Source organism: Streptomyces sp. NPDC007991, from assembly GCF_042958445.1.
Lineage (GTDB): Bacteria > Actinomycetota > Actinomycetes > Streptomycetales > Streptomycetaceae > Streptomyces.
Genome location: NZ_JBIBJD010000003.1, coordinates 473937 through 491509 on the forward strand (window position 1 = coordinate 473937; position 17573 = coordinate 491509).

The window sequence follows — 17573 nt, forward strand, 5'->3', positions numbered from 1 at the left end:
GCCCGGTGTCGGTAAATTCGGTATCGGTGGACATGGCGCGCTCCCTGACGCGCGCAACCGCCGTACGGCTTCTTCGGTCCGCCCTGGATCGCGTGCGGTCACGGCGACATTGGCTCTCGCCTCAGCCATCGCCCGTGCCAGCGCCGACCGATGCCCCGACTGCCGCCGGTGACCAGAGCGGCCTTGGCGTTTGGGCGGAACTTGTCGAGGACGGTCATCTGCTCATGCTCTTTTGGCCGGTGGCGGGTCGGGTGGGTGTGGGGGTCAGGTCAGGGGGACGTGGGTGAAGCGGGACGCGGTGTGGAGGTCCGATTCGATGCGGGTGGCAGTTGAGGTCAGTTCGGGGAGCAGGTCCGCTACGCATTCGCGTCGGGTGCGGCGGCTGGCGTGCATCGCGGTGTTCAGGGCGGCCACCACCCGTCCGGAACGGTCGCGGATCGGGACCGCGAGGGAGCGCAGGCCCTCCTCCAGTTCCTCGTCGAGCAGGGCGTAGCCGAGCCGTTCCTGGTCGTGTGTGTCTGCCAGCAGGACTCGGCCCGGTGCCGTCGCGTGCGCCGGGCGGCGTGTGCCCACCGTGATGTTCACGCTCATCACCCGGCTCGTCGCCACCCTGGCCGTGTACTGGATCTCCTCGCCCGAGTCCGAGAGCACCGCCAGCGCCGTGGACTCGTGGATGCGGGACGTCAGGTCGGACAGGTGGGGCTGGGCGATCTCGGGCAGGGACGTGCGGGAGAGGGGTGGGAAGCCGAGGGAGAGGACCCGGGGGGTGAGGGTGAAGGTGCGGGGGTTCGGGGTCGCCACCAGGCCCAGGTGTTCGTAGGTGATCAGGGCTCGGCGGGCGGTCGCCCGGGCCAGGCCCGTCGCCTGGGCAACCTCCGTGAGGGTCAGCTCCGGCCTGCCCTCGCCGAAGGCCGTGAGGACCGTCAGGCCGCGGGCCAGGGATTCGATGAAGTCGCGGCCCAGCTGTTGCTTGGACGCGCCCGTCCAGAGCGCCAGGTTCGAGGGGGGCGGGCCGGGCTCCGGGGGTGGCGTGCGGTGCAGTTCGCGTTCCATCTCCGTCACCGCCGAGCGCAGCCTCGGGAGCAGGGCGGTGCGCAGGTCGTGCGCTGTGTGGCGGCTCGTGTGGCTGACCACGCTCGCTACGCATGCGATCTTCCGGCTGTCGCCTGCGTGCGGGGAGCGGACCGGGGCCGAGACCGCCACCAAGCCCGGTTCGATCAGCTGGTCGTCCAGGGCCCAGCCGTGCGCTGCCGCCTCTCGCGTGCGGCTGACGAAGGCCTTGTCGTCGCGTGGGTCCGCTCCGTACTGGCGCGGGGGTACGGCCGTGAAGGACAGGTCCCTCGGGTCCGACGCCCTGCGGTCCCGCCAGTGCTGCCAGTCGGTGTCCGTCCACTCCGTCGCGAACAGTGGGCCCGGTGCGGTGCGTTCGGCGGGGAGCAGGTCGCCGATGCGGAAGCTCAGCGACATCGCGCGGCGGCGGGTCGCCTGGTGGATGAAGCGGATGCCGTCGCGGTCGGCGACCGCGAGCGAGACCGACTCGTCCAGTTCGTCGGCCAGGGCGTCCGCCCGGGCGGAGAGGAGCGCGGGGAGGCGCAGGGCGGAGAGGTAGGCGTTGCCCAGCTCCATCAGGCGGGGGGCCAGGTGCACGTCCCTGCCGTCGACGCGGACGTAGTCCATGCGGGCGAGCGTGGCCGTGATGCGGTCGATCGTGGAGCGGGCGAGGCCGGTGGCGCGTTCGAGGGCGCTGAGGCTCAGGGTGCCGTTCGACTCGGTCAGCTCCCGCAGCACCGTGATGCCGCGGATCAGCGGCGTGACCGCCTCGGCGGGCACGACCGCCCCAACAGCTCCCGTCCCAACGGCTCCCGTCCCAACGGCTCCCGCCCCGGCATCCCCCGTTCCGTCGGCCCGTGGGGGCGCCGCCTCGTGGGCGTCGTTCGTGGGCTTCGCTGGCATCGGCTCTCCGGTACGGCGGTCGCGGCAGGGCCTACCGTAATCGGGAAGTCGCCCGACGCCCCTGCGCTGATCGGCCCCCGCCGGCCGCCACCTCCTCTTACCTCCCCATATCTCCTCATACCTCCTCCCCACACCACCCCTTACCTCCTCCCCGAACCACCCCTCACCTGCTACTACCCGCCGCTATCGGCCCTCGCGTCACCCGCACCCGATAGTCCCCCGCCCGATCCGTCCCCACCACCCTGATCACGACCCCCCTCCGCGGATCCCGGAACGTCTCCCCGGGCGTGAACGGCGCGTCGGACAGTTCCGCGTGGACGTTCGGTGTGCGGGTGCAGCCGCCGCTGTCGCGGCGGGAGTCCTGGACGGCGACCGGGCCCATGCCCGTGTCCACCGCGGCGTCGATCCGGTAGATCAGGACGCCCGGGCGGCACACCGCCTCGTCGTTGCCGGCGCGGGTGCGCAGTTCGACGGCGTAGCCGGTGGTGCTGTCCAGGGGGACGACGACCAGCTTGGAGCCGCCCCTGCGGGCCAGCGGCGTCAGGGCGTACTCCGTGGTGCCGGAGGCCGATGCGCAGTGCACCTGCGCGGCGTCCAGCCAGCCCAGTTTCCACTTGTGCCAGCCGAGGAGGTCGTTGTTGGCGCCCCAGTCCTCGCTCATGATGTCCCAGTGGCCGACCGCGCCCCCGCCCTCCGCGGTATAGAGGTCGGGCAGGCCGAAGACGTGGCCGTTCTCGTGGGGGAGGACGCGGTAGCCGGTGCGGCCGTAGGAGCCGGAGCCGTCGTCCTGACGGGAGTAGATGAAGGAGGCGTTGGCCACGGGTCTGCCGTCGGCTGTCGGGGCCTCGGGGTTGCCGGCGAAGGTGACCGAGAGGACGGTGTCGAGGGCGGAGGGGCCCGCGTTCGGGGTGACCAGGACGTTCAGCAGGTCGTACGCGCGGAAGTCCACCTTCGGGTCGGCCGCGGCCACGAGGTCCTGGACCAGCGCGCGGTAGCCGGGGTCGAAGGGAGCGCCGCGCTCTATGCCGTACTCGCGGAAGGACTTCGGCATACGCAGCCACTCCCGGATCGGGGCCGCGGGGCGGTAGTCGAGGCGGCCGTAGGAACTGGTGCGGAACCAGTGCCGGGTCTGCGGGAAGAACTCCCGGTAGCGGTCCAGGGCCTTGCCCTCGCCGGGAGCGTCGGAGAAGTCGACCATCAGGGTGAGGGCGCGGACGGTGCCGGTGGAACGGGCGTAGCCGTCGGTGGTGGGGATGCCCTCGGACATCTGGATATCGCGGGGGCCGCGGATCAAGCAGGGGCCGTGCGCGGAGGTGTGGGACGGGGCGATCGGGCCGGCTCCGGCCGTGGTGGCGTCCGGGGCGAGGCGGCCCGAGACGGCCGAGGTGCTGACCGTGAAGGTCAGGGCGGTCACGCAGGCGAGAGCGGCCAGGCGCCGCCGGGGTATCCGGCGTCCGGACGGCCCCGGGCCGTCTGACCGGGGTCGCTCGGGCTGTGGCTGCATGCCAGGCACCTGCAAGGGACCTCCCGCGCCACGGCAGCCTCCGGTCTCCGGCTGCGCCCTTTGGATCACCCTGCGTCGCGGGGTGGGGTGGACGCGCGTTGGAGGAGACCGATCGTGGGTTTCCCGTCAGTAGCGGCGGGCGGCGGCCGTGTCGGTCGCGGGAGGAGGCGACCCCACCGAATCTGTGAGCCAGGTCACTCATGAAAAGTCCAGGTGCGGGAAATACCGGGGACCCGGTCCCCGTTTAGCCATGTGTCCGAGTGAAACGGGGAGCCTCTCCCCGGATCGCCTCAGTACAGACCGAGACCACCTCACCCAGGAGTACGCCGTGCAGACCGCCACCCCCACATCGCGCAAGGCGCCCCGGCCCCGTGCCGACGCCCTGCGCAACCGGGAGCGGATCGTCACCGCCGCCCGGGAGATGTTCGTCGAGCACGGCCCCGAGGTGCCGCTCGACGAGATCGCCCGCCGGGCCGGCGTCGGCAACGCCACGGTGTACCGCAACTTCCCGGACCGCGACGCGCTCGTGCGCGAGGTCGTCTGCTCCGTACTGGACCGTACGGGCGCGGCGGCCGAGCGTGCGCTCACGGAGACCGGGGACGCGTTCGAGGCCCTGGAGCGCTTCGCGCACATCTCCGCCGACGAGCGGATCAGCGCGCTGTGCCCGATGGTGGCGAGCACGTTCGACAAGAACCACCCCGATCTCGAAGCGGCGCGCGAGCGCGTGGAGCGGATCCTCGAGACGCTCATGAACCGCGCCAAGGCGGCCGGCCAGCTCCGCGCCGACGTCGGCGTCGGTGACCTGATGGTCGCCGTGGCGCAGCTCAGCCGGCCCCCGGCCGGCACGCCGTGCTTCAGTGCCGACCGCTTCGTGCACCGTCATCTTCAGCTGTTCCTGGACGGACTGCGGGCCCCGGCCCGTTCCGCCCTGCCGGGCGCGGCAGTGACCATGGAGGACCTCCGCCAAGCCTGAGCAGCAGGACCGATTACTTCCGGGCGCAAGCCCAGTCACCCCACGCAGAACTCGCGGCCGACGCTGGTCGGTGAGTCGTCCCTCAACGACACCTTTTTTCATCTTCCGTCATTTTTTCCGTCATCTTGTCCCGAAGTGGGTATCCCCATGTCTGAAACAGCCTCAAAGGCACTCGGCGCTCCGGCGGCCTCGCCGGACGCCGGCCGCTGGAAAGCGCTCGTCTTCATCGCGCTGGCCCAGCTGATGGTCGTCCTGGACGCCACCATCGTGAACATCGCCCTGCCCTCCGCCCAGCAGGACCTGGGCATCTCCGACGGCAACCGGCAGTGGGTCGTCACGGCCTACGCGCTCGCCTTCGGCGGTCTGCTGCTGTTCGGCGGCCGGATAGCCGACCTGTGGGGCCGCAAGCGGGCGTTCGTGCTCGGGCTCGGCGGCTTCGCCGTGGCCTCCGCGCTCGGCGGGGCGGCCACCAACGAGGCGATGATGTTCGGCGCCCGCGCCCTCCAGGGCGCCTTCGGTGCCCTGCTCGCGCCCGCCGCGCTCTCCCTGCTCGCGGTGATGTTCACCGACGCCAAGGAGCGCGCGAAGGCGTTCGGCATCTACGGCGCGATCGCCGGCGGCGGCGGTGCCGTCGGTCTGATCCTGGGCGGCTTCCTCACCGAGTACCTGGACTGGCGCTGGACGTTCTTCGTGAACATCCCGTTCGCCATCGTCGCCGCGGCCGGTGCGTACTTCGTCATCCGTGAGCCGGAGGGCGGCCGCAACCGCTCCCCGCTCGACATCCCGGGCGTCGTCCTGTCCACCCTCGGCCTGGTCGCCCTCGTCTACGGCTTCACCCGCGCCGAGTCCTCGGGCTGGAGCGACTCCGTGACCGTCGGCATGTTCGTGGCCTCGGCCGTCCTGCTCGCGACCTTCGTGGCCGTCGAGTCCAGGGTGAAGGCCCCGCTGCTGCCGCTGCGCGTGATCACTGAGCGCAACCGCGGTGGCATCTACCTCTCCCTCGGTCTCGCGATCATCGCGATGTTCGGTCTGTTCCTCTTCCTGACGTACTACCTGCAGATCGTGAAGGGGTACTCGCCGGTCAAGACCGGGTTCGCGTTCCTGCCCATGATCGCGGGCATGATCACGGGCTCGACCCAGATCGGCACCCGCCTGATGACCCGGGTCGCGCCGCGCCTGCTGATGGGCCCGGGCTTCCTGGTCGCCGCGCTCGGCATGCTGCTGCTGACCCGGCTGGAGATCGGCTCCTCGTACGCCGCCCTGCTGCTGCCTGCGATGCTGCTGCTCGGCCTCGGTATGGGTACGGCGTTCATGCCGGCCATGTCCATGGCCACCCAGGGCGTGGAGCCGCGGGACGCCGGTGTCGCCTCCGCGATGGTCAACACCTCGCAGCAGGTGGGCGGCGCGATCGGTACGGCGCTGCTGAACACGATCGCCGCCTCGGCCACCACGTCCTACATCGCGGACCACATCGCCGGGGCCGGCAGCCGGTCCCAGCAGCAGCTGGTCCAGCTGAAGGGCATGGTCGAGGGCTACACGAGCGCCATCTGGTTCGCCGTCGGCATCCTCGTCGTGGCCGCCGGAATCGCCCTGACCTTCGTCAACGCGGGCCGTCCCGGCAGCAGCACCGTGACGGGTGCCGGCTCCGGCGAGGGCGTGGCGGACGAGGTGCAGATCCCGGTCGTCGCCCACTGACGGCCCTCCCGCCGACGGCCGTCCCCCACTGACGGCCGTCGAGGGAAAAAACCCCTTCGGGCCCTTCCGCAGGTACGGGGAAGGGGACGCCTCGTACCTACGGATTGAATGGACCCGCCCGGGCTCAGCGGAGCCAGGGCAGGTCCGCACCGGCTTCGGCCGGCTGAAGTCCCTCGGCGATGATCCGCATGATCTCGCCGAGGGACTTCTGCTGTTGCGGGGTGAGCCGGTCGAAGACCGCCTGCCGTACGGCCTCCACATGGCCCGGCGCGGTCTGCCGCAGCACCTCGTAGCCCTCGTCCGTCAGCACGGCGAACTGGCCCCGCTTGTCGTCGGGGCAGTCCTCGCGGCGCACCCAGCCGTTCTTCTCCAGGCGTGCGATGGCGTGCGAGAGGCGGGAACGGGTGATCTTCGCCAGCATGGCGAGCTCCGTCATCCGCAGCCGCCGTCCCGGCGCCTCGGCGAGCTTGACCAGAAGGCCGTAGTAGACGTGCGGCATGCCCGCGTCGCGCTGGAGCTGACGGTCGAGGTGGTCGTCGAGGAGGGTGGCGCCCTCCAGGAAAGAGCGCCATACGCGCTGCTCGTCGTCGGTGAGCCAGTGCGGTTCCGGAGGCTCCGCCACGGAGCCCGGGGTCGGTGCGGATGCGGGTGCCTTCATGTCTTCCACTCTACGTGGCCCCTCCTTGAACTTTAAACAAATGCCCCGTACAGTTTTGTTAGGGAACCATGTTTTGGAAGGAGCCGCAGCATGTCCGCCGCCACCGAGGAGCGCATGCCCGCTCTGTACCTGAGCCACGGTGCCCCGCCGCTGGCGGACGACCCGGTCTGGCCCGGTGAACTGGCCGCCTGGTCGGCCGGACTGCCGCGCCCCCGGGCGATCCTGATGGTCTCCGCCCACTGGGAGGAGGCCCCGCTCGCCATCGGCGCCACCGAGACCGTCCCGCTCGTCTACGACTTCTGGGGCTTCCCCGAGCACTACTACCGGGTGACCTACGAGGCCCCCGGCGCACCGGAGCTCGCCGAGTCGGTACGGAAGCTGCTGCGCGCCCCCGGGATTCCCGTCCAGGACGTCCCCGACCGGGGCCTCGACCACGGCGCGTACGTCCCGCTGGTCGAGATGTACCCGGAGGCCGACATCCCGGTCCTCCAGGTGTCCATGCCGACGCTCGACCCGGTCCGGCTCATGGAGATCGGCCGCAGGCTCGCCCCGCTGCGGGACGAGGGCGTGCTCATCGTCGGCTCCGGCTTCTTCACCCACAACCTGGCCGCGCTCCGGCAGGGCGGCATCCCCGCCTGGTCGGCGGAGTTCGACGACTGGGGCCGGCGGGCGCTGGAGGGGCGGGACGTGGACGCCCTGCTGGACTTCACCCGCAAGTCGCCCGCGGGGCAGCTCGCGCACCCGCGCACGGAGCACTTCGCCCCGCTGTTCGTGACCATGGGCGCGGCCGACGCCGCCGGTGAGCTGGACGCGCAGAAGTCGGTGATCGACGGCTTCTGGATGGGGCTGGCGAAACGGTCGGTGCAGTTCGGCTGAGGCCGGGCTACACGAGGTCCTTCTCGTACCAGGCCACGTCCCAGTAGCGGCCGAACTTGCGGCCGACCTCCCGGTACGTGCCGACGTACCGGAAGCCGAAGCGCTCGTGCAGCCGGGCCGACGCCTCGTTCGGCTGCGCGATGCCCGCGTAGGCGCGGTGCAGGTCCTCGCCGGACAGGGCCTCGAAGAGGGCCTTGTAGAGGAGGGTGCCGACGCCGCGGCGCCCGGCGTGCGGGGCGACGTACACCGTCGTCTCCACGGAGGTCACGTAGGCGGGCTTCGCCCGGAAGGGGCTGGACGTGGCGTAGCCCAGAATCTCCTGTGAGTCCGCGTCCGTGGCAACCATCAGACGGTACGGTCCGTCTACAGGGTGGGAGAGCAGCCAAGGACGGCGCTCCTCCGGAGTGAAGATCGCGGTATCGAATGTGATCGCCGTCTCACGTACGTAGTGGTTGTAGAGGGCCGTGAGGGCTTCGAGGTCCGCCTCGACTCCTGGCCTGACCTGCACCTCTGTACGTTCCGTCGGCACCGCGCCTCCTCATCGGGCCCGACAGGGTACTGCATGATCCGAAAAATTGGGGGACAGGTTGGGAATTCTGTCCTGATTCCAGTCGTTGTTTCCATTGGATGCAGGGCACCCGAGGAGAGTCCGGAGAGTCCCGGAGACGGAGTCCAGCGTCCGAAGGACCACCCGCTGACCTCACCATCGCAAGGGAGCACGCATGGCAACCCGTGCCGTCGCCCGTCGTCAGTCCGCCACCGGCGAGACGGCCGACGCGGCAAGCAGTGTTCGCGCCCATGGCGGCGAGATCGCCGATCGCGACCTGGTCGGCATGTACCTCGACGAGATCGCGCGTACACCGCTGCTCGACGCCGCCAAGGAAGTCGAGCTGTCCCAGGTCATCGAAGCGGGTGTGTTCGCGCGGCAGGTCCTCGACGGGTTCGAGGAGACCAAGGCGGACGCCACCCGTGAGGAGCTCGAAGCTCTGGTCGCCGACGCGGAGCGGGCCAAGGACGTCTTCATCCGCTCCAACCTGCGCCTGGTCGTCGCCGTAGCCCGCCGCTACCCCCGCAGCGGTCTGCCCCTGCTGGACCTGATCCAGGAGGGCAACGCCGGCTTGGTGCGCGCGGTCGAGAAGTTCGACTACCGCAAGGGCTTCAAGTTCTCCACGTACGCGACGTGGTGGATCCGCCAGGCCATCACCCGCTCCATAGCCGACCAGTCCCGTACGATCCGCCTGCCCGTCCACCTCGTGGAGGAGCTTGGCCGGATCCGTCGGGTGCAGCGCGAGTTCAACCGCGAGCACGGGCGCGACCCGGAGCCCGCGGAGATCGCCGCCGAGCTCGGCTCGACCCCGGAGCGTGTCATCGACGTGCTGGACTGGGCCCGCGACCCGGTCTCGCTGAACATGTCGGTGGACGACGAGGGCGAGACCCAGTTCGGCGACCTCCTGGAGGACACCTCTGCGGTGTCGCCCGAGCAGTCGGTGCTCACGCTGCTGCGCAGCGAGGAGCTCGACGACCTCATCGGCCGCCTCGACCAGCGCACGGCCTCGATCATCAAGATGCGCTACGGCATCGAGGACGGCCGGGAGCGCACGCTGACCGAGGTCGGCAAGGAGCACGGCCTGACCCGCGAGCGCATCCGGCAGATCGAGAAGCACGCGCTGCTGGAGCTGAAGAAGCTGGCGCGCAGCACCGGGTTCGACGCGGCGGCGTGACGCCGGGCGCCGGTGTCCGCCGGTGCCGGTGTTCGGCAGTGCCGGTGTGAGCCGGTGCCGGTGTGAGCCGATGCCGGTGCCCGCCGACGGGTGTCCGGGCGTACCGTTCGGCCCACGGCTCTCGGGTGTTGTCCGAGTGTCTGTGGGTGACGGACGGTGTGCGCCCGGGGGCCGCCGCGTACGCCGGGTGGCGAAAGACCGCGCAAACATGGCGATGTAACGCCGCTTCAACCCGCGGGGCACCGGGAACAAGACTTCCGGGCCCACCAGTTCGGGCCGGGGCCACGCCCCTGGCCCCCAGAGCCAAGTCCCGTCGCACTCCCCCCGGCGCCGGGACTCTCCCAAAAGCCGGGCTTCGGCGTCCCTCCCCCCGGGCGCCGGGGCCCGGCTCTCTTCGTGAGCGGGAAACCCGGCCTTCCGCCTCAGCGGGGAAGCGAAGGGCGGGCCACCCCGTACCTGAACCACGGGGTGGCCCGCCAGATGGCAGATTGTGTCACATGGGCATAGCCTGCCGGGCGTGAGCAGCACCACCCCGACCCCTCCTGAGGCCTCGACCCCGACCTCTCCTCAGGCCTCGCTGACCCAGCGGCGCAAGGCCGAGACGCGTATGGAGATCGCCCGGGCCGCGGCCGGCCTCTTTGTACGGCACGGCCTGCGCGCCACCCGCGCGGAGGACATCGCCCAGGCAGCGGGCATCGCCCCGCGCACCTTCTACCGGTACTTCGCCACCAAGGAGGAGGCCGTCGCCCCGCTCTACGCGGCCGGTGCCCAGCGCTGGGTGGAGGCGGTACGCGCCGCCCCCGCCGACGCGAGCGTGCTCCGGGCCCTGGAGCACGGGGTGCGGCACACCCTCACGCCGGGCGCCGGCGTCTCGGCGTCGTCCTGGGAGTGGGTCCGCACGCTCCTGCGCCTCGCGGAGGCGAACCCGTCCCTGCGCAGGGTGTGGGCGCAGGTGTGCCAGGCGTCGGAACGAACGCTGGGGGAGGTACTGGCGGAACGGGGGACCAGGACCGGGGTTTCGCCCGGCGACGACAACGTTGCCGCCGCCCCCGAGCCGCGCGTCACTGCCGCCGAGTCGCGCTTCACCGCCCCCGAGCCGCGCTTCACCGCCGCCGTCGCGAGCGCCGCCGTGCGCACGGCCCTGGAGGGCTGGGCGGAGGGAGACGGCCCGGTGGAGGGCCCGGGCAGCCCGGCGGAACTCGCGCTGCGGAACCTGGGCGCGCTGCGGGACTTCCCCTGGGAAGCCTGACTTCCCTGGGAGACCTGACGGCGTCGAGCGGGGCGGGGCTGGGCGCCCTTACGTCGCTCCCGCTCCCGCGCCCGCCGCCCTGCTCAACCGAGCCCCCAACTCCCGCACCACCCGCACCAGTTCCTCCGGCTCGCGGACCACGAAGTCGCACTCCAGCATCGCCAGCCGGAACGCCACCCACTCCACGGCGTCCCCGACGGACCCGCGCAGCCGGCAGCTGCCGGCGTCCAACGGCTCCGGCGTGCCGAGCCACTTCGGCAGCCGGGCGGCGACGAAGCCGGCCGGCGCGGCGAATGTGACCTCGACGTCGTAGGACTCCTGCTGCCGTTGCATCGACTGCCGCAGGAACTCCGCCGCGTTCCCCGTCGGCAACTCGCGCGGTACGAACCGCGCCCCCGTGGCGAACGGTTCGCTCACGCGGTCGACGCGGAACGTGCGCCAGTCGTCCCGGTCGATGTCGTACGCCACCAGGTACCAGCGGCGGCCCGTCGACACCAGCCGGTACGGCTCCGTCAGGCGCCGCGACTCGGTGCCGTCGGCCGTCCGGTAGGCGAACCGCAGCCGCTCGTGCCCGGACGCCGTGGAGGCCATGACGGTCAGGGTCTCCGGCGCGATGCTCGGCCCGTCCCCGCTGGTCAGAGGAGTCGTCGCGGCCTGGAGTGTGGTCACGCGGTGGCGCAGCCGGCCCGGCAGCACCTGCTCCAGCTTGGCCAGCGCCCGTACCGACGCCTCGTCCAGGCCCTCCACCGCGTGCCCCGCCCCGGCGCGCAGGCCGACCGCGATGGCCACGGCCTCCTCGTCGTCGAGCACGAGCGGTGGCATGGCCTTGCCGGCGACCAGTCGGTAGCCGCCGTCGGCACCCTTGCTCGCCTGCACGGGGTAGCCCAGCTCGCGCAGCCGGTCGATGTCCCGCCGGACCGTGCGGCGGGAGACCCCGAGCCGGTCGGCGAGCTCGCCGCCGGGCCATTCGCGGGGCGTCTGGAGGAGGGAGAGGAGCGTCAGCAGCCGGGCCGGTGTGTCCGTCGTCATACCGACGAGGATGCCGCACCAGTAGGACACGATCTGACCTAATGGCCCACTAGCTTCCGGGTATGACCTCCACCGATACCCCTCTCAGCGCCGCGGGCGGCACCGACCGCCGTCGCTGGTTCGCCCTCGCGATCGTGATGACCGCGGCCTTCATGGACCTCGTCGACGTGACGATCGTCAACATCGCCATACCGTCGATCCAGCGGGAATCGGGCGCGTCCTTCAGTCAGATCCAGTGGATCACCGCCGGATACGCCCTCGCGTTCGCCGCCGGGCTGATCACCGGCGGACGGCTCGGCGACATCCACGGCCGCAAGCGGATCTTCCTCATCGGCATCGGCGGCTTCACCCTCGCCTCCGCGCTGTGCGGCCTCGCGGTGAACCCGGAGATGCTGGTCGCCTCGCGGTTCCTCCAGGGCGCCATGGCGGCGCTGATGGTGCCGCAGGTGCTGTCGATCGTGCACGCGACCTTCCCGGCACACGAGCGGGGCAAGGTGTTCGGCCTGTTCGGCGCGGTCGTCGGACTCGGGGCCGTGTCCGGTCCGCTGCTCGGCGCGCTGCTGACCGAGGGGAACCTGTTCGGCGGGGAGTGGCGCTCGATCTTCCTGATCAACCTGCCCGTCGGGGTCGCGGGTCTGGTCCTCGGCAGCCGTTTCATCACCGAGTCCAGGGCGCCCCGGGCGCTCAAGCTGGACCTGGTGGGTGTCGCGCTCGTGACGCTGGGCCTGCTGATGCTGCTCTACCCGCTCATTCGCGGCCGTGAGCTGGGCTGGCCGGTGTGGGGGTACGTCTCGATGGCCGGCGCGCTCGTCGTCCTGGCGGCGCTGGTGGCGTACGAGCGGCGCAAGAGCGCACGGGACGGCTCCCCGCTGGTCGAGCTGTCGCTGTTCAAGGTCAAGAGCTTCGCGGCCGGGATCGCCGTGCAGACCGTCTTCGGGGTCGCGCTCGGCGTGTTCTTCCTGGTGTGGACGCTGTACATGCAGTTCGGACTGGGCTGGAGTCCGCTGAAGGCCGGGCTCACCGGGGTGCCGTTCTCGATCGCCGTGTCCGTGGCCGCCGGGATGTCGGTGCAGCAGCTGGTCCCGCGCTTCGGGCGCAAGGTGCTGCAGGCGGGCGCGCTGGTGATGGCGGCCGGGGTGCTGCTCTACCTCTGGGAGTCCGGGCACTACGGCCTCGGCATCGCGCCCTGGCAGATGGCGCTGCCGCTGGTCGTGATGGGCGTGGGCATGGGCCTGATCGTCGCCCCGCTGACCGACGCGATCCTCTCCGGGGTGCCGCGCGAGCACTCCGGCTCGGCGTCCGGCCTGCTCAACACCGTGCAGCAGATGGGCAACGCGCTGGGGCTGGGCCTGGTGTCGGTCGTCTTCTTCGGCACGATCGGCGACCGGCTGCGCCCGGACCAGGTGGGTCCCGCCTTCGCGGAGGCCTTCCGGAACTCGCTGGGCTGCGTGGCCGCGGTGCTGGGCGTGATCTTCCTGCTGATGTTCGCCCTGCCGAAGCGGCCGGCGCAGCATGTCGAGGGGGAGCACGGGGCGACGACGGAGCGGAAGGAGCCGGTGCTGGTCTCCTGACCGCGGCCGTTCCCCTCCGGGAAGACGGGCTCGGTACCTGCGTGCCGAGCCCGTCTGCATTTCCGATCATGCCCGATTGCGTCCGAACCTGTTTACTTCGCGGAAATCTCGGCGTAGCCTCCCGCTGAAACCACACGTTCGGGCATGGGCGGAGGCGAACAGACATGTACGCACCGGAGCGGCAGCAGGAGATCCTCCGGCTCGCCCGTGACGGCGGCCGAGTGGATGTCGTGTCGCTGGCCGAGGAGTTCCAGGTGACGGCGGAGACGATCCGCCGCGACCTCAAGGCCCTCGACCGCGCCGGACTGGTCCGCCGGGTGCACGGCGGGGCCATCCCGGCCGGGCGGCTCGACTTCGAGCCGGACCTCGCCGAACGCGAGACCGCGGCCCCCGACGAGAAGGACCGCATCGCCAAGGCGGCCCTCGTGGAACTGCCGAGCGAGGGCACGATGATCCTCGACGCCGGTACGACGGTGGCCAGAATGGCCGCCGCCCTGCCGTCGGAGGCCACCCTCACCGTCGTCACCCACAGCCTGCCCATCGCCGCCCGCCTCGCCGACCACCCCGGCATCCAGCTCCACCTCATCGGGGGGCGCGTACGGCACCGGACGCGCGCCGCCGTGGACGCCTGGGCGCTGCGCGCGTACGGCGAGATCCGCGCCGACGTGCTGTTCGTGGCCGCCAACGGCTTCTCCGCCGAACACGGCCTGACCACCCCCGACCTCGCCGAGGCCGCCGTGAAGCGCGCGGCCGTGGCCGCCGCCCGTCGCGTGGTGCTGCTCGCCGACTCCTCCAAGTACGGCCAGGAGCACTTCGCCCGCTTCGGCGACCTGAGCGATGTGGACCTGCTGATCACCGACAGCGGGCTGAGCCCCGAAGACGCCGTCGCGATCGAGCGCGGCGGCACGGAAGTAGTGCGCGCATGATCCTCACCGTCACCCCCAACCCGTCCCTGGACCGCACCTACGAGGTGCCGTCCCTCGACCGCGGTGAGGTCATCCGCGCCACCGGCGAGCGGATGGACCCGGGCGGCAAGGGCGTGAACGTCTCGCGCGCGGTCGCGGCGGCCGGTCAGCGCACCGTGGCGGTCCTGCCCCTGGGCGGAGCGCCGGGCGCGCTCGTCGCCGACCTGCTCGACACGCAGGGCATCGAGGTCGCGCCGGTCCCGGTCGCCGGGGCCACCCGCTCCAACATCGCCCTCGCCGAAGCCGACGGCGTCCTGACGAAGATCAACGCGCCGGGCCCCGAACTGTCCGACGCCGAGCGCGAACTGCTCCTGGAGACCGTACGGCAGCAGTCCCGCGACGCCGCCTGGATCGCCTGCTGCGGCAGCCTCCCGCGCGGCCTCGCCCCCTCCTGGTACGCCGACCTGGTCGCCCGCGCGCACGCCGCCGGCGCCCGGATCGCCCTGGACACCTCCGGGCCCGCGCTGCTGGCGGCCCTGCGCGAGCGGCCCGACGTGGTCAAGCCCAACGCCGAGGAACTCGCGGAGGCAGTCGGCCGCCCCCTCGCCACCGTCGGCGACGCCGTGAAGGCGGCCGAGGAACTGCGCGAGATGGGCGCCCGGGCCGTCCTCGCCAGCCTCGGCGCCGACGGGCAACTGCTGGTCTCCGGCGAGGGCGCCTGGTTCGGCAGCGCCCGCGTGGACGCCGTCCGCAGCAACGTGGGCGCCGGTGACTCCTCCCTCGCCGGTTTCCTGATCGCCGGCGGCAGCGGCCCCGACGCCCTCGCCTCCGCGGTCGCCCACGGCGCGGCGGCCGTCCAGCTGCCCGGCAGTGTCATGCCCAAGCCCGGCGACCTGGACCCGGCCGCGGTGACGGTCACGACCCGGATCCCGGCGGACCGTGCGCTGAAGGAGCCGGTGTCATGACGTACGTCGAACCAGCCGGTGGCCTGACGCACGCCGAGCCGCGCGCACCGGCCCATGACCGGCGAGACGCCCCGTTAGCCGAGGCCGGTACGCCCAACTCCGTCACCCCCCACCCCATCCCCGTCACCCCCCGTCCCCTCCCCGCCCACCCGACTGACCGGGCGATACGCGTGCTAAGGAGCCCGCGATGAGCGACATGATCACCGCGGACCTGGTCGATCTCGACCTGTCCGCCGACACCAAGGAAGCGGCGGCGCGTGCCCTCGCCGAGCGCATGGTGGCCCTGGGCCGGGTGACCGACCTGGACGGCTTCCTCGCCGACGTGGCCGCCCGCGAGGCCCAGATGCCGACCGGCCTCGACGGCGGCATCGGCATCCCGCACTGCCGCAGCGAGCACGTCACCGAGCCGACGCTCGCCTTCGGGCGCAGCTCCGACGGCATCGACTTCGGCGCGGCCGACGGCCCCGCCGACCTGATCTTCCTGATCGCCGCGCCGGCCGGCGCCGACGACGCCCATCTGACGATCCTGTCGTCGCTGGCCCGGCAGCTGATGAACACGGAGTTCACCGAAGCGCTGCGCGCGGTGGGCGACGCGACGGACGCCGCCGCGCTGATCCGCGGCGACGAGCCCGGCGAGCCTGCCGAGGCCGGCTCCGAAGACCCCGTGGCGTCGGCGGGAGCGGCCTCTCCCGCCGCCGCCACGGTCACCGACGACACCGACAGCACTGACGACACCGCCGACGCGGCGGAGCGCCCGTTCCGTATCGTCGCCGTCACCTCCTGCCCCACCGGCATCGCCCACACCTACATGGCGGCCGAGTCGCTGGAGAACGCCGGCCGTGAGGCGGGCGTCGAGGTCACCGTCGAGCCCCAGGGCTCGGCCGGCTTCACCCGTGTCGACCCGTCGGTCATCGCGGCGGCGGACGCCGTGATCTTCGCCCACGACGTGCCCGTACGGGAGAAGGAACGCTTCGCCGGCAAGCCGACCGTCGACGTCGGCGTGAAGGCGGGCATCAACCGCCCCGCTGAACTCATCGCCGAGGTACGCGAGAAGGCCGCCAGCGGCGAGGTCACCTCCGGATCCGCGCCGGCCAGCCCCGTGGAGCGCTCCGGCGACGCCGGCGAGGGCTACGGCACCAAGCTGCGCAAGTGGCTGATGTCCGGCGTCAGTTACATGGTGCCGTTCGTCGCGGCGGGCGGTCTGCTGATCGCCCTCGGCTTCGCGATCGGCGGCTACAAGGTCGACAAGGCCCCGTCGGTGATGGACCACTTCATGTGGGCGCAGGCCGACAGCTGGGCGGCCCTGCTCTTCCAGATCGGCGGCGTCGCCTTCGGCTTCCTCGTCCCGGTCCTGGCCGGCTACATCGCCTACGGCATGGCCGACCGGCCCGGTCTCGTCCCCGGCTTCGTCGGCGGCTCGATCGCCCTGACGATCAACGCCGGCTTCCTCGGCGGCCTCGCGGCCGGTCTGATCGCCGGTGGCGTGGTCATCGCGATCCAGAAGGTGAACATCCCGGCGGCGCTGCGCGGCATCATGCCGGTGGTGGTGATCCCGCTGATCTCCTCGGCGATCGTCGGGTTCCTGATGTTCGTCGTCATCGGCAAGCCCATCGCCGAGGCCCAGAAGGGCATGACCGACTGGCTCAACGGCCTGTCCGGCAGCAACGCCATCCTGCTCGGCGCCCTCCTCGGCCTGATGATGTGCTTCGACCTCGGCGGCCCCGTCAACAAGGTCGCCTACACCTTCGCCACGGCCGGTATCGCGGTGTCCAACCCCAGCGACTCCGCGATGAAGATCATGGCTGCGGTCATGGCGGCCGGCATGGTGCCCCCGCTGGCGATGGCCCTCGCCACGACCGTGCGCGGCAAGCTCTTCACGCACACCGAGCGCGAGAACGGCAAGGCCGCCTGGGTGCTCGGCGCCTCCTTCATCTCCGAGGGCGCGATCCCCTTCGCCGCGGCCGACCCGCTGCGTGTCATCCCGGCCTCGATGGCGGGCGGCGCGATCACCGGCGCCCTGTCGATGGCCTTCGCCACCACCCTGCGCGCCCCGCACGGCGGCATCTTCGTGGTCCCGCTGATCGGCAACCCGCTGCTCTACCTGGTCGCCATCGCCGTCGGTGTCTGCGTCACCACGGCCCTGGTGGTCGTCCTCAAGGGCATGCGCAAGCCGGCCCCGGGCGCCGCGGCGGCCTCCGGCGAGGCCGCGGCTCCGTCGGCGGAGGCGAAGCAGCCGGTGGCGGCGTGAGCCCCATGCCCGCGGGCCCCGGGTTCGCCCCTTTCGGGGTGTGTGAACCGTTCACGGCACCTGCGAGATAGATCACGAAAATCATGGCCCGGGACAGAAGTCCCGGGCCGTGGTGTCTACTGGGCGCATGCCCGAGCACGTCTCCCGATGGCCCGAAGGCCACTCTCTCCCCGCCCTCCCGCAACAGCGGCAGACGGGCCCCCGGTCGGAGTCCGTGGAACTGACC

At 71.8% G+C, this 17573-nt stretch carries 14 protein-coding genes; 9 read left to right on the forward strand and 5 right to left on the reverse strand.

Annotation, left to right across the window (positions count from 1 at the left end; all coding sequences use genetic code 11):
• Window positions 1-264: 264 nt before the first annotated feature.
• Window positions 265-1953 (reverse strand): IclR family transcriptional regulator C-terminal domain-containing protein, encoded by a 1689-nt coding sequence (locus tag ACFZDA_RS10675; RefSeq protein WP_391078026.1) that lies wholly within the window; start codon window positions 1951-1953, stop codon window positions 265-267.
• 163 nt (window positions 1954-2116) lie between these two features.
• Window positions 2117-3457: a M6 family metalloprotease domain-containing protein gene (locus ACFZDA_RS10680; protein ID WP_391078029.1), complete on the reverse strand. Its 1341-nt coding sequence runs from the start codon at window positions 3455-3457 to the stop codon at window positions 2117-2119.
• A 328-nt stretch (window positions 3458-3785) separates the two neighbouring features.
• On the opposite strand from ACFZDA_RS10680, the gene ACFZDA_RS10685 reads away from it, so the two are divergent.
• Both ACFZDA_RS10685 and ACFZDA_RS10690 read left to right on the forward strand, forming a co-directional pair.
• Window positions 3786-4430 carry a TetR family transcriptional regulator gene (locus ACFZDA_RS10685; protein WP_391078032.1) on the forward strand — a complete coding sequence of 215 codons (645 nt, stop codon included), beginning with the start codon at window positions 3786-3788 and terminating at the stop codon, window positions 4428-4430.
• A 147-nt stretch (window positions 4431-4577) separates the two neighbouring features.
• Complete coding sequence (locus ACFZDA_RS10690; RefSeq protein ID WP_391078034.1) at window positions 4578-6125, forward strand: DHA2 family efflux MFS transporter permease subunit; 1548 nt, start codon at window positions 4578-4580, stop codon at window positions 6123-6125.
• A gap of 124 nt (window positions 6126-6249) precedes the next feature.
• Here ACFZDA_RS10690 and ACFZDA_RS10695 read toward each other — a convergent pair whose 3' ends face one another.
• Window positions 6250-6783 (reverse strand): MarR family transcriptional regulator, encoded by a 534-nt coding sequence (locus ACFZDA_RS10695; protein ID WP_391078037.1) that lies wholly within the window; start codon window positions 6781-6783, stop codon window positions 6250-6252.
• 90 nt (window positions 6784-6873) lie between these two features.
• Between ACFZDA_RS10695 and ACFZDA_RS10700 the strand changes: the two genes are divergently transcribed.
• Complete coding sequence (locus ACFZDA_RS10700; protein ID WP_391078040.1) at window positions 6874-7659, forward strand: dioxygenase; 786 nt, start codon at window positions 6874-6876, stop codon at window positions 7657-7659.
• 7 nt (window positions 7660-7666) lie between these two features.
• Here the strand turns inward: ACFZDA_RS10700 and ACFZDA_RS10705 are convergent, their stop codons facing one another.
• Window positions 7667-8188 (reverse strand): GNAT family N-acetyltransferase, encoded by a 522-nt coding sequence (locus ACFZDA_RS10705; protein ID WP_391078043.1) that lies wholly within the window; start codon window positions 8186-8188, stop codon window positions 7667-7669.
• Window positions 8189-8381: 193 nt separating this feature from the next.
• Between ACFZDA_RS10705 and ACFZDA_RS10710 the strand changes: the two genes are divergently transcribed.
• Window positions 8382-9380, forward strand: a complete 999-nt coding sequence (locus ACFZDA_RS10710) for a sigma-70 family RNA polymerase sigma factor (RefSeq protein ID WP_391078046.1) — start codon at window positions 8382-8384, stop codon at window positions 9378-9380.
• 517 nt (window positions 9381-9897) lie between these two features.
• The gene (locus ACFZDA_RS10715) at window positions 9898-10629 is read left to right on the forward strand and encodes a TetR family transcriptional regulator (RefSeq protein ID WP_391078048.1); all 732 of its coding nucleotides are present in this window, start codon (window positions 9898-9900) and stop codon (window positions 10627-10629) included.
• Between the two features lie 48 nt (window positions 10630-10677).
• Here ACFZDA_RS10715 and ACFZDA_RS10720 read toward each other — a convergent pair whose 3' ends face one another.
• The gene (locus ACFZDA_RS10720) at window positions 10678-11658 is read right to left on the reverse strand and encodes a WYL domain-containing protein (RefSeq protein ID WP_391078051.1); all 981 of its coding nucleotides are present in this window, start codon (window positions 11656-11658) and stop codon (window positions 10678-10680) included.
• A gap of 62 nt (window positions 11659-11720) precedes the next feature.
• Between ACFZDA_RS10720 and ACFZDA_RS10725 the strand changes: the two genes are divergently transcribed.
• The 4 genes from ACFZDA_RS10725 (at window position 11721) to ACFZDA_RS10740 (ending at window position 17347) form a co-directional block, all read left to right on the forward strand.
• Window positions 11721-13229 carry a DHA2 family efflux MFS transporter permease subunit gene (locus ACFZDA_RS10725; RefSeq protein ID WP_391078053.1) on the forward strand — a complete coding sequence of 503 codons (1509 nt, stop codon included), beginning with the start codon at window positions 11721-11723 and terminating at the stop codon, window positions 13227-13229.
• Between the two features lie 164 nt (window positions 13230-13393).
• On the forward strand, window positions 13394-14155 hold the full coding sequence (locus tag ACFZDA_RS10730; RefSeq protein ID WP_391078055.1) for a DeoR family transcriptional regulator: 762 nt from the start codon (window positions 13394-13396) through the stop codon (window positions 14153-14155).
• Window positions 14152-15099 carry a 1-phosphofructokinase gene (pfkB, locus tag ACFZDA_RS10735; RefSeq protein ID WP_391078058.1) on the forward strand — a complete coding sequence of 316 codons (948 nt, stop codon included), beginning with the start codon at window positions 14152-14154 and terminating at the stop codon, window positions 15097-15099. The genes ACFZDA_RS10730 and pfkB overlap by 4 nt, the downstream gene beginning before the upstream one ends.
• A gap of 187 nt (window positions 15100-15286) precedes the next feature.
• Window positions 15287-17347: a fructose-specific PTS transporter subunit EIIC gene (locus ACFZDA_RS10740; protein WP_391078061.1), complete on the forward strand. Its 2061-nt coding sequence runs from the start codon at window positions 15287-15289 to the stop codon at window positions 17345-17347.
• The last annotated feature ends 226 nt before the right edge of the window (window positions 17348-17573 follow it).